The following is an 11,895-nucleotide window of genomic DNA, read 5'->3' as shown; positions in this document are numbered from 1 at the left end:
AGGTGTGAAGAAGATCCATGTAATCGGCGGCGGCCTGGCCGGGCCAGAGGCCGCGCTGCAGGCAGCACGCGCAGGCTGCGAAGTGACGCTGTTTGAGATGCGTCCGCATCGTTCGACCGAGGCGCACCAGACGGCCGATTTCGCCGAGTTAGTCTGCTCCAACTCGTTGAAGAGCGAGAGCGAAAACACCGCACCGTGGTTGCTGAAGCAGGAGATGCGCGCTGCAGGTTGTGTTCTGCTGCAGGAGGCAGATGCCTGCGCGGTGCCTGCGGGGCACGCGCTTGCGGTGGATCGCGCGGAGTTCTCGCGTCGTGTCGCGGAGCGCATTGCCGCCGAGCCACGAATCACCGTCGTGCGGGAAGAAGTGACAACGCTGGAAGAGAACGGCGACCATCTGACCGTGCTGGCTACCGGTCCGCTCACGTCACCGGCGCTGACAGCAGAACTGCAGCGCCTGACAGGCACCGATCACCTCAGCTTCTACGACTCCATCGCGCCCGTCGTCGATGCCACCACCATCGACATGGATCGCGTGTACTTCGCGGCGCGCTGGGACAAAGGGACCGCCGATTATATCAACTGCCCGTTCACCAAAGATGAGTACGACCGCTTCTATGACGCGCTCATCGCGGCGCACGAGGTGGAGGCCAAGGAGTGGGAGCGGCTGGACTACTTCGAAGGCTGCCTGCCCATCGAGGAACTCGCCCGGCGCGGCCGCGACACCCTGCGCTTCGGCTGCATGAAGCCCGTGGGCCTGCGCAACCCAAAGACGGGCCAAACGCCGTGGGCCGTCGTGCAATTGCGGCAGGAAAACCTGCGCGCCGACAGCTACAACCTCGTCGGTTTCCAGAACCACATCAAGTACGGCGACCAGAAGACGATCCTGCGCCTCATCCCAGGCCTGGAGCGCGCGGAGTTCCTGCGCTACGGCCAGATCCACCGCAACACCTACATCCACTCGCCATCGCTGCTGACCGAGACGCTGCAACTGCGCGAGCACCCTCAGATCTTCATCGCCGGCCAGTTGAGCGGCGTGGAGGGATACACCGAATCCATCGCGGGCGGCATGCTAGCCGGCCGCTTCGCCGCTGGGGTCGCACGCGGAGAGCAGCCCACCCCCGCGCCCCGCCTCACCGCCAACGGCTCACTCGTCCACTACATCACGCACGCCGACACCAAGCGCTTCCAACCCGCCAACATCACCTTCGACCTGCTACCCCCACTCGAGGAAGACCTTCGCCGCAAGATCCGTGACAAAAAAGAACGCCACCGCCTCCAGTGCGAACGCGGCCTCGCCGCCTGGCAGGACTGGATCATCCACTAACTGAACGCGGAGCATCTGCTAGCGCGTCGCGAATTTCGGCGGCGGTTTGCCGATGGTCCGTGGCCACCCGAAGCCACTCGTCGATCACGTGTGTGTAAGCCGCGCGAGACACAATCAGCACCCCTTCATCTTCGGCTGTCTCGCGCACGTAAATGTCCAGGCCGTGCATCCATTGTTCGGTGTGGTCAGCACCAGAGAATGAAAGCAGACCTGTTTCGTCGAGCAGCGGCATGAAAAACGGCGACCGCTTGAATCTGCCCTCTACCTGATCGCGGTAAAAGCCAGCGTTGCGCTCCAGCGACTCAGACCGGTCTTGTTTGGAGAAGACTACAAGTGCCACGCCCCGCCCTGTCATCTTCCGCACCGCCGACGGAAGCTGTTGATTGTCGGTTCGTAGCTGCAGCAGGTGGTGAACGGGTAGCCGCGGTTCTTGTCCCTGGAACGCCGCAGCGGCCGCATTCATCAGGCTCTCTTCTGTCCAGCCGGTGGGTGCCGGACCAGCGGGCCAAATGCCCAAGCCTCGGCGAGGTTGCCATTGCGGCAAATGTGCAGTGACCACATTGTTGCCTGTTTCCGCCGAGAGTTTCCAGCTTTGCAGGAAAAGCTGCCCCTGCAAGCCTGCTGCTACTGCGAGGCTGCACAGGTTCACCATGGAATGGGCTATCGCCTCCCGGCTCTGCTCGTCCAGCGGAAATCGCGGCATCTTCCACAGAGAAGCGTTCCAGCCGGCTGGGCTCGCCAGTGGCACCAGTGTCTGGTGATGCGGCCCCGGTTGCTCCAAGCCGGCCATCATCGAGTCACGCTCGGATATCTGGTGTCGGCTCTCATCGTTTCCAGTACATCGAGCAGCACCCGCTCGTACTCCGTCTTCTGGAATGCGAGAAGTACGCCTTTGTCCACGACGCTTTCCGTTACATACAGATCAAATAACGTGAACCACTGATTCCTCTTTTGCTCATCCGCCAGAAAGAACTGCGCGGACTTCAGCAGTGGCATGATGAAGGGGATGCCCGGATACTCGGGAGTGTCCTCCAGGCCTGCTCCGAACATGGCTTTGCTGCGGGCTTGAAAGCTGTCTTGCAGTGAGGCTGAACTCTTCAGCAAGCCATCTACATCGAAACGGCTAAACACCGGCAAGGCGTTGCGCATGGCAGGTGTCACTGAGAATTTCGGTGCTCGTATCTGAGCGTCAGGCTGCATCAGCACGGTCAACATTCCGCCGAAGCCGCCAAAGCGTTCCCGTTGTCCACTCGCATCCTTCCCGACAAACCACACCAGGTAATCGGCCATCCAGTCTTTGTAGTCGAAGGACGTGCGCTCATCGACGTACCGCTGCACTTCCTCGCGCGGCGGCATGCCTGAGAACGGTTCGTCACCAGCACGACCGATCCCAACGCGGATCATGCAGGTGTTTACATAGCGCCTAAACTCATCGCCAAACTGGTCCAACGCCTTGAACTGCAAGAAAATTTCTTCCCGCAATCCATGCTTCTCCGCGAGTGCTTTGTGCAACCGCGTCAAGAAAGTGAACAGCCACGCCTTTTCTCCGTGTGACATGGGAAAGGCGGCTACCGGCAACCACAACAGAGTCACATCTCCAACACCCTGCTCGGCCCGAATCCAAGGCGCGAAGCCATCATCGACCGTCAATCGCGGGCGTCTTGCCGGTGTACCGCCGGTTGCCTCCAATGAGCCTCCTGCAAAGAAAACAGTTTTGAGTGCGACTAGAAGGGAATATCCAGGCCTAGCGAGATGAGCGGATTGGCGTGCAGGGTCGCTTCCAAATGGCTGCCGATACGCGAGAAGAAGGCGTGGATCTTTACGCCTTCGCCCCGAAGATCGTGACTGCCTCCGTGAACTTTTGTCTCCAGGCCACTCACTTCTACGTCGACTTGATGAACATCAATCTGCGAAACGTGCAGGTCTAAACCTGCCACCATCATGTCCTGCTTCAGGTAGGAGAAGCCCCGTTCCAATTGTTTCCATTCGAACTCTTCGGGAGCCGTGACTTCATGCTTGCCTACAAACATCTCAACGCTCTCGCCCCGCACATAGGTGTCCAGGTCGCCATACGTCAGATGCTCTTCGTTCCCCTGGACCGCGATATTCCGGTTGGCCAACCAACTGAAGTTCGCATCGCCGTGTGTCTCCTCGCGCTGCGTCTGCAGGATGCGTTGTATCTCGTTCCCATCAATGAAGGTGTAGCGGTCCTGCGTCACCTGCATGGCCGCGTTACCGCGAGTAATCTCTTGATGCTGACCAGCCTGGAGTGCTGAAAGAGCCGAAGCGGAGATCATGCCTTCCGGTGTCAGCATCTTGTAGGACTGCTCGACTTTTTCCGACTCATACGCGTTCTTGCCAGTGAATGTCTTTATGGCGCCTTTGAAGACGTTATCTTTTCCAGCAACCTCGTCCCAAGCGCCCTTGGCTGCATTGGAAACTATGTTGCCGCTGCTTGTGGGCAGTGGTTGCACTGGTTCGGCTGGTTCACTCATGTCAGGCTCCTCCAATTCGACTGCAAGTTCCCGAGGTCAGGGTAACGATTTCTGAAGCTGCTGGTAATCCGACTCGGAACCTCGGTGAAGATCGATCGTGAAGGCCACACTCCCGTCCATTGTTCCTGGAGAGTACCGGTGTTCTATGTGGATCGCGTTTGGTTGATAGGTCCCTGTAACGCCGTCCTCGAGCAATCCCTTGCACAGAAATGCGCCCTGGGCACGAATCTCAGGCGGATGAATGCGGAATGATCCAAGTCGGAACGCGAGATCTTCGGCATGGCCCTTCAGGTGGATCTGGCCAGGTCCGCTGTACTCCTGCATAAATCCGTCGCTAGTGGAGAGCTTTACGTACACAGCACCATGCAAGGGAGTTGCCAATGGTTTCCGCACCAGAGTTCCTTCTGCCGGCCGGGGATAGCCATCCGTGATCGTGATCGTGCCAACCCACTCACCGGCAGCACCACGTCCCGCCGAGGCACCGAAGACCAACCGGCGCAACGGTCCCCACAGAAGGAAAATGATCAGCGCTACAAACGCCACACCTAGCAGAAACTGGCGGCTCATTGGACTTGTCTTTCTCCTACGCTCTCAGCGGCGGTGCGTTTCTCGTCACGTTTCCGGATCTGCCCGTTGCTCTCCGGATTACGCCGGGCCGATGTCTTTGGAATAGTACAGAGCTTCGATGTGCACCCGACCTTGCGGTGCGTGCAGGACGATATCTCCCGTCCGCGCTTCGATGAAGATACTGCTTCGTCCGCTGCTGTCGGCCTTCTCAGTGAGTTTGATCACGTTGTGATTCGGTGTTGCCAGGGTGACCGTCTCGAAGCCCACCTTATCCGACATCTGAATGCGATTGCCGCTTCGAGTCATAAGCCGCTTCACAGCGTTGTCTTCCACGTCAGCTCCGCGAAAGTCGGCACGCGGCTGCTGGTGAACGCCATTCCAGAGTGAGCCAAGAATGATCGGCCGCTCGGGGTCGCCGTCTTCGAAGATGACGGCGACTTCGTCGCCCACTTCGGGCATGAACATGAAGCCGCGGTCGGGGCCGGCGTGGGGGCTGGTGGCGCGCGCCCAGTGGGTGGCGCCGTCTTCCTGCCAAAAGAACTGGACCTTCAGACGACCCATCTTCTTGGGGTCGTTGTGGTCAACCACACGCGCCGGCACCACGCCGTACCAGGCGCGTGCAACGGGTGCGGCTGCGTTGCGGTACTGCTTCCAGGGCGTGCAACTGAAGCTGTTGCTATAGCCGCTCGGAGTCCAACGATGATGCACACGAGTCAGGCCATAGGTGCCCTTGGCGTCCAGCGACCCGCCGATCGTGATCGTGTCGCCCGCTTTCAGGTTCTGGTTCTGTGACGTGCCCGACCCGGTCACTGCGCTTCCTAGCGAGCGCTCGCTTTCTGCTTGTAATTGGTCGTTGTAGTCGCCCAGGGTCATGGCGCGGCTGCGTTGCGGTTCAAAACCCGAGGGCAGCTTCTGCGACGCGCTCTGTACCGAGCTGTGCAGTTGCGCTCCGCCGTCGTACATCGCGGGTGCCTTGTTCACGCTCTGGAACACATTCGACTCCATGGCGTGATGATCGTAGTGCGATCCGGAAAAGCTGGGGTTCACCCGCTGGCCGCGCAGGCGAAACGTGGTCAGGCCGCCCTCTTCGCGCCACTGCACGGTCGTTCCGGATTGAAAGCTGTCAAAGACTTCCAGTCCGCCCTGGGTGGGCCGCATCCACGCGCCGTGGTCGTCTGCAATGCGGTGCAGAAACGAGAAGTCCGTCTCGCCGTACTGCACATAATTCAGCGGTTTGGTGTCTGACGCATTCACGCTCACCGCAACACCGTCGCGCCCGGCCATCGTGCTTGCCACATCGCTCAGGCTCTTCTGCGCGTAGTACTGCTTGTGCGCGGTCACGTCCATCGCGTAGCTATCGCTTACGGCGATCAGGGTGGCGGTATAGCTTCCCCACACCTCGTATTCCAGCTCAACGTCGTGCACCGTGCCGGCGAAGTGGATGTGTTCTACACCCTGATCGTCCGTGGTTTTCACCTGAACGCTCTGCCCCAGCAGGCTTTCCACAGGCACGCGCTGATCTTCCGTGTTGCGGCAGACGATGGTGCACCACCAGTGGGCGTTCAGTTCCTGGACCACTTCCACTGAGGCCAGAAGTGCAGTTCCCAGGGTGCCATCACCGATCTGCATCTGAGGAAGCGACATACAACCTCTCTAGAAGTGGCTCTTCCCGATCCATCCGGGACTGGTGCGCGTCGTCCTTTGACTATGTTGACAGTGGGATGCGGTTCCCACCCCGGACGTTTGAATGATCGACCCCGATTCAGTTCATGCCGCTTGTCTCCGTTGTGCCCCTACACGCCTAATCGATCTGGACCATAATGCAGGTTGCGTTGTCCAGGCCGCCCGCGGCGTTCGCCGCGGAGGTCAATTGGTGGCAGGCCTGCTCCGGCGAGTTCGACGTCAGCAGCAACGACAGCATCTCGGAATTGGAGAGTGCTTTGCAAATGCCATCAGTCGCCAGCAGAAAACAATCGCCCAGTTCCACATTCAAGACCGTCACGGTGGGCACCACCATCTCCGACGCTCCAATGGCCTGGGTCAGAACGCTGTCCATCCGCGCCATGTCCCACGGCGACAGGTCGCGGCGGCCCTCGCGAAGCATCTGGCTCAACTGCGAATCATCGTCCGTAAGCCTGTGCAGCGATCCGCCTCGCAACAGGTAGGCGCGGCTGTCCCCCACGTGCGCAATCCACATGCGGCTGCCATCAAAGTGCGCGGCGACAATCGTGGTTGCCATGCCGGCGTACAGCGGCTCACGGTGCGCCGCCTGAAAGATGGACCGGTTCGCCGCCTGGATAGCGCGCTGCAGATCCGATCCGCCGCCGGTGCCATCTGCGCCGTAGGGGAAGCGGCTCAGCACACAGTCCACGGCCGACCGGCTCGCCACCTCGCCCGCCGCGCGGCCGCCTACGCCGTCGCAGATCACAAACAGACCGCGATCCAGGTCAAAGCCGAAGCTGTCCTCGTTGGTGCGCCGCTGCCGGCCCACGTCACTCAGCGCTGCGGCTCGGATCCGAATGTCCATGTGGCTGCCCTGGCCGCGCTAGGCCTTCTTCGTGCCCTTGTCGTAGCCGAACCGAAGCTCGACCGTGCCTGCCAGTTCGATGCGGGTCCCACGCCGTAGCAGCGCGGCGCTGCCTGGCTTCAGGCGTTCGCCATCCACGCGTGTGCCGTTGGAGCTGTTCAGGTCCTGCACGTAAAGCTGGCCGTTGCGCCGAACGATCTCGCAGTGGAAGCGGGAGATGGCGTGCTCCACGTCGCGCACCACAATGTCGTTCTTCTGACCACCGTCCTGTGGCACCGCGCCAACGCGGGTCTGGTCCTTCTCAATGCGGTAGCTGCGCCCCGCGTCGATGCCGCTGGTCACCTCCAATACAGGGAAACGTTGCAGCCGACGGCGGCGCCACCACAGCGAGATGGCCGCCAGCAGCGAGACGATCCCGGCTCCGCTGCCCAGCATGATCAGGCGCGATCGCTGCGCGGTGGCTGCGTTGATGCGAGAACGAAGCTCGCGCACTACGGGATTTCCGGGCGAGAGGCGTTCTGCAATCGACAGTGAATTGCTTGCGTCCGACAGGTGGCCACCCAGAAACGCGCTCTGCGCCTTCACCAGCGCCATGTTGGTCTGGTCTTCGTTCGACTTCTGCGCCTGTTCGCCCTTGGCGGCCTGCGCGTCCGCGTTGGCCTTTTCCTGCAGCTTTCCTTGTGCTTCTTTGAATCCCGCCATCGCGTTCGGGTTCGCGGGATCCAGCCGCATCACCTGCTGGTACAGGTCTTTCTGCTCTGCTGGATCGCTGGAACCAAGGGCCTGCGTCATCAGCGACGCGACCTGGTCCTTCTTGCGCTGGTCGTCCGCTTCCTTTCTGGCCTGGTCGTCCGCGGCACGCTTCAGAGCGTCGGCGGCGGCGCTGTCGCCGCTGTTTGCCACGGGCGGAACGGTAGGTATGGCTGCCGTAGTCGGCACCGGTTGGGGTGCCGGGGACCGAGGTTGAGCGCCGTACGGTTTCCCGAGCGCGATGAGGTTGACCCGGCTCACGTCGACGCTGGGACCGCTATTGGGCAGTACCAGCATCACCGTGCCGCCCTGGGTGCGGGCACCGCTCTGCGCGCTGCCGCTCTCGGGGCGCGGGTCGGTGAGCACGCTGCTGATGTTGCCGTTGATCCAGGTTTCGATCACGCGACCGCCGAAGGCGACCGTTTCGTCCACTGGGGTGGACGCCTTGCCCATGCCGCCCTTATTCAGGGGCTGCACCGTTCCCGCGTACGGACCGATGCCGACGCGGTATCCGGTGCCAAACTGGCCAGAGGGATTGCGCACGGACAGCGCCGTCAAATTGTCCGGCTTCAAATCGCCATGCACCGCAGCTGCAATCTGGATCACGCCGTCTTCCAGCGGAGTCCCGTTCTCCAGCCCGCCCGGACCAGACTCGCCGTGAATGGCTCCGCCCTTGACGGTCCACTTGGCGTCGTGCGGCTTTACGTCGCCGCCTGCCGCGCCAAAGCTGAAGACCTTTGCCGCACTATGTCCAAATCCACCCTTGGCATCGGCCGGTCGCGGAACGCTCTTCCATCCACCCAGATCTGTCCCGTTGAACGTGCTGTTCAGGTTCAAGGGGCGCAGCCGCGGACTGCGCACCGTGAACTGCCCCTCTCCATTCGCCTCAAAGCCCAGGTACCCGGCGCGGGCCCCCAGATCGGTGCTGGTGCTGCCGGCTGGCTGCCCGTCCACGCGTACCGTTACGCGGCCGTGCGACGCCTCCACCTGCACCCGGTGCCAACCGCCGGAAATGGTCGCCAGCGACGATCTGCCCAGTGACTGAATGCCACCCACGCCGTTCTTCGATCCGCTGAAATCCAAGTCGACCGTCAGGCCGCCGGTGCCTTCCTTCGTGGTCCACATGCGGAACTGCGCGCCCGGCGAACCGGTTTCTGTGTATTCGAACTCCAGATTGAAGTCACCGAAGGGAACGGCGGTCAGCAGCCTGCGGTTTCCGCTGCCGCTGGTCGTCAGAGCACCGCCCGACGCGCTCCAGGGACCTTGGTTATTCCAGCCCAACAGCGACGTTCCGTTGAACAGCGAAAGCGGTGCCTGCGCCAACGCACCGCTGGCAAGCCCAAGTGCGAGAAGCATCGCGGCAGCACTCCGCCTAACTCGGTTCAGTCTCAAGCAAATGCGTTGCGGAGCAATTGTCATGCAACCTCCTCCGCGTCTACGCCGCTGCGCTCGCCTGAACTCGTCCCTTGCTCCGCATCCGGGGTGGGCTGCTCCACGGAAAAGATGAGCTCGCGCGGCTCCGCTTCCGCTACGGTGGCAGAGTCCTCCGTCGATGCTTCTGACTCGCCTTCGCCGAGGCTCGTCTGGGCTGTCGCGTCGATGTGGATGGTGCTGCCGGGTGTCGCATCGCCGGATAGCAGGATTTCCGCCAGCGGCGCGAGCACCTCCCGCTGCATCACCCGGGTTGCCGGCCGGGCGCCGTACTCGGGATCGTACGAGAGCGTCGCCAGCAGGTCTGTCGCGGCGTGCGTCACTTGCAGGTGCAGGTCGCGGTCGTCTTCCAACTTGCGCCGCAACCCACGCAGTTGCGTCTCCACAATGCGGCGCAGCTCCGGCATGCCCAGCGGATGGAAGGGAATCACCTGGCCGATGCGGTTGTATAGCTCGGGCCGCAGGTTCGCCCTCACCGCGTCCAGCAGAATCGATTCTCGCAGGGCATCGTTGCTGCCCGCCGCCATGGACTCGCGAACGCCCAGGTTGCTGGTGAACAGAACGACCGTGTTGGTGAAGTCGCAGAAGCGGCCTTTGGCATCGGTCAGCCGGCCCTCATCCAGCACGCCCAGCAACAGATCCAGGATGGACGGGTGCCCCTTCTCGACCTCGTCGAACAGAACGATGGAGTACGGCGACCGGCGCACCTGTTCCGTCAGGAAGCCGCCCTCATCCGATCCCACAAGGCCCGGGCGCGACCCGATCAGGCCGGCGGCGGACGACTGATCCTTGTACTCGCCCATGTCGATTCGGATGAGCGCGGTCTCGTCGTCAAACAGGGCTTCCGCCAGCGCCTTGGCGAGCTCGGTCTTGCCCACGCCCGTTGGTCCGACGAACAGAAACGATGCCGGAGAACGCTTCAACTGCAGGTCGGTGCGCATACGCCGCGCCGCTTCCGCAACGGCGTGCACCGCCTCCGGCTGGCCGTACACGCGCTCTCCCAACCGGTCTTCTAGGCCCAGCAGGCGTTCGCGCTCGCTCTCCAGCATGCGCGACGCGGGTACGCCCGAACGCTCCGCGATCACCTCCGCAATGTGTTCCGGCCCGACGCGATCCGCGATCAGCACAGAGCCCGCGGCGCGCTCACGCAGACCGGCCAGCTTCCCTTCCAGATCGGCGCGCTGCGCCTCAAGATGCTGCAGCGAACCGTAGCGAATCTCCGCAGCCCGCGTCACGTCGCCGGAGCCCTCGGCCGCGTGCAACAGCCGCGTGTTTTCCTCGATGGCAGTCACGGTTTTGGCCAGGTCCGCGCGCGCCGTACGCTGCTGCTCCCACAGCTCCGCATCGGCAGTGACTCGCGGCTCAAGATCGGCCAGTTCGGCCTCCAGCGCGGCGACCTGCTTCGTCTGCGCGGCGGTCGGCCTGGGCAGGCCACGCAACACCTCCAGCTCGGCGCGGCGCTGCGTCAGCCGCCGTTCCTGCTGATCCAGCGCTGTTGGCCGCGACTCCAATTGCATGCGCAGCCGCGCGGTCGCGGCATCGATCACGTCAATGGCCTTGTCCGGCAGGAAACGGTCGCGCATGTACCGCCGCGACAGCTTCACCGCGGCGACCAGGGCGTCGTCGGTCAGTTCCACTCCGTGGAACGCAGCGTAGCGTTCGCGAATGCCGCGCAGGATGTACAGCATCGACTCGTCGCTCGGCTCCCCGACCTGCACCCGTTCGAAGCGCCGCGCCAAGGCGCCGTCTTTCTCAATGCGCTCGCGATACTCGTCAAAGGTGGTCGCGCCGACGCAGCGCAGCTCTCCGCGCGCCAAAGCCGGCTTCAGAATGTTGGCGGCGTCCATGCCGCCCTCGGTGCCACCCGCGCCGACCAGCTGGTGGATCTCGTCCAAGAACAGGATGATCTCGCCCTTGCGCAGGCGAACCTCGTCCACCACAGCCTTGAGCCGCTCCTCGAATTCGCCGCGGTACTTCGCTCCGGCAACCAGGCCCATCAGGTCCAGCGCGATCACCCGGCAGCGCTTCAGGCTTTCGGGCACATCCTGCGCGGCGATGCGCTGCGCCAGGCCTTCCACGATCGCGGTCTTGCCCGTGCCGGGGTCACCCACCAGAACGGGGTTCGACTTCGTCTTGCGCAAGAGCGTCTGGATGATCTGCCGCACCTCATCGTCGCGGCCCACCACCGGCATCAGCTCGCCACTGGCGGCAGCCGCGGTCAGGTCGCGGCCAAAGCGCTCCAGCATCTTCGCTCCGCTGGCCAGGTCACCGTCCGCCGCGGCCGAGGCGGCCTTCGACGAGGTTGCTGCAGCAGGCGTGCCAGCCTGTGCCGGGGGCTTAGTCGATGAACCCGCAGGAGCTACCTGCGCGAGGTCGTCTACCGTGAACCCTGCCCGGCGGAAATCATTGCGGAGGTCGCCATTCCACGCCTGCGTTCCCGTCAACGCCGCTTCCACCACGTCCACCGGCTCGGCGGATTCGCGACCGTGCCGTGCGGCAATGTCGAACGCATCAGCCAGCATCGTCCGCAGCGATTGCGACGCCAGCGGACGCCGGCCTTCCTCTAGGCGCTGCGCCGAAAGCTGGTCTGCACGCCGCGCCAGGGCATCCAGCAGCGGCGGAAACACCACGCCACTCCGCTCCAGTGCGGGCCGCAGCGAGCTCGCCTCCCCATCCAGCAACAGCAAAAGGAGATGCTCCGGCTGAATGAGCGCCTGCCGCTTGCTTTCAGCAAGCAACCGCGCGTTTGCCAGCGCGGATTCCATCTCGTCGGAAAGTTTGCTCAGGTCCAGTGCCATCAA

The 11,895-nt window shown here is 62.8% G+C and carries 9 protein-coding genes; 1 reads left to right on the top strand and 8 read right to left on the bottom strand.

What is annotated here, in order from left to right:
• Nucleotides 1-4: 4 nt before the first annotated feature.
• Entirely contained in the window at nucleotides 5-1,324 is a 1,320-nt protein-coding gene (gene trmFO, locus OHL12_RS12020) for a methylenetetrahydrofolate--tRNA-(uracil(54)-C(5))-methyltransferase (FADH(2)-oxidizing) TrmFO (RefSeq protein WP_263414057.1), read from the top strand.
• On the opposite strand, the gene OHL12_RS12015 is transcribed toward trmFO, so the two are convergent.
• The 8 genes from OHL12_RS12015 to OHL12_RS11980 all read right to left on the bottom strand — a co-directional run bounded on the left by OHL12_RS12015 (nucleotide 1,314) and on the right by OHL12_RS11980 (nucleotide 11,892).
• Nucleotides 1,314-2,027: a hypothetical protein gene (locus OHL12_RS12015; protein WP_263414056.1), complete on the bottom strand. Its 714-nt coding sequence runs from the start codon at nucleotides 2,025-2,027 to the stop codon at nucleotides 1,314-1,316. The two genes, trmFO and OHL12_RS12015, sit on opposite strands and share 11 nt — an antisense overlap.
• An 86-nt stretch (nucleotides 2,028-2,113) precedes the next feature.
• The gene (locus OHL12_RS12010; RefSeq protein WP_263414055.1) at nucleotides 2,114-3,013 is read right to left on the bottom strand and encodes a hypothetical protein; all 900 of its coding nucleotides are present in this window, start codon (nucleotides 3,011-3,013) and stop codon (nucleotides 2,114-2,116) included.
• A 35-nt stretch (nucleotides 3,014-3,048) separates the two neighbouring features.
• The gene (locus OHL12_RS12005) at nucleotides 3,049-3,819 is read right to left on the bottom strand and encodes a hypothetical protein (RefSeq protein ID WP_263414054.1); all 771 of its coding nucleotides are present in this window, start codon (nucleotides 3,817-3,819) and stop codon (nucleotides 3,049-3,051) included.
• 36 nt (nucleotides 3,820-3,855) lie between these two features.
• Entirely contained in the window at nucleotides 3,856-4,386 is a 531-nt protein-coding gene (locus tag OHL12_RS12000; protein WP_263414053.1) for a hypothetical protein, read from the bottom strand.
• 78 nt (nucleotides 4,387-4,464) lie between these two features.
• Nucleotides 4,465-6,030, bottom strand: coding sequence for a type VI secretion system Vgr family protein (locus OHL12_RS11995; RefSeq protein ID WP_263414052.1), 1,566 nt, complete (start codon nucleotides 6,028-6,030; stop codon nucleotides 4,465-4,467).
• Between the two features lie 157 nt (nucleotides 6,031-6,187).
• On the bottom strand, nucleotides 6,188-6,913 hold the full coding sequence (locus OHL12_RS11990; RefSeq protein WP_263414051.1) for a PP2C family protein-serine/threonine phosphatase: 726 nt from the start codon (nucleotides 6,911-6,913) through the stop codon (nucleotides 6,188-6,190).
• An 18-nt stretch (nucleotides 6,914-6,931) separates the two neighbouring features.
• The gene (locus OHL12_RS11985; RefSeq protein WP_263414050.1) at nucleotides 6,932-9,019 is read right to left on the bottom strand and encodes a family 16 glycoside hydrolase; all 2,088 of its coding nucleotides are present in this window, start codon (nucleotides 9,017-9,019) and stop codon (nucleotides 6,932-6,934) included.
• A 59-nt stretch (nucleotides 9,020-9,078) separates the two neighbouring features.
• Nucleotides 9,079-11,892: an ATP-dependent Clp protease ATP-binding subunit gene (locus OHL12_RS11980; RefSeq protein ID WP_317889818.1), complete on the bottom strand. Its 2,814-nt coding sequence runs from the start codon at nucleotides 11,890-11,892 to the stop codon at nucleotides 9,079-9,081.
• Nucleotides 11,893-11,895: the final 3 nt, after the last annotated feature.

It is taken from the genome of Terriglobus aquaticus, assembly GCF_025685415.1.
GTDB lineage: Bacteria > Acidobacteriota > Terriglobia > Terriglobales > Acidobacteriaceae > Terriglobus > Terriglobus aquaticus.
This window is presented reverse-complemented; position numbering and strand designations above follow the sequence as displayed.

Excerpts from the sequence above, each read along its gene's own strand:
- OHL12_RS12015 (WP_263414056.1), bottom strand. The coding sequence starts at position 2,027 with ATGCCGCGATTTCCGCTGGACGAGCAGAGCCGGGAGGCGATAGCCCAT.
- OHL12_RS12005 (WP_263414054.1), bottom strand. The coding sequence starts at position 3,819 with ATGAGTGAACCAGCCGAACCAGTGCAACCACTGCCCACAAGCAGCGGC.
- OHL12_RS12000 (WP_263414053.1), bottom strand. The coding sequence starts at position 4,386 with ATGAGCCGCCAGTTTCTGCTAGGTGTGGCGTTTGTAGCGCTGATCATT.
- OHL12_RS11995 (WP_263414052.1), bottom strand. The coding sequence starts at position 6,030 with ATGTCGCTTCCTCAGATGCAGATCGGTGATGGCACCCTGGGAACTGCA.
- OHL12_RS11990 (WP_263414051.1), bottom strand. The coding sequence starts at position 6,913 with ATGGACATTCGGATCCGAGCCGCAGCGCTGAGTGACGTGGGCCGGCAG.
- OHL12_RS11985 (WP_263414050.1), bottom strand. The coding sequence starts at position 9,019 with ATGCTTCTCGCACTTGGGCTTGCCAGCGGTGCGTTGGCGCAGGCACCG.
- OHL12_RS11980 (WP_317889818.1), bottom strand. The coding sequence starts at position 11,892 with ATGGCACTGGACCTGAGCAAACTTTCCGACGAGATGGAATCCGCGCTG.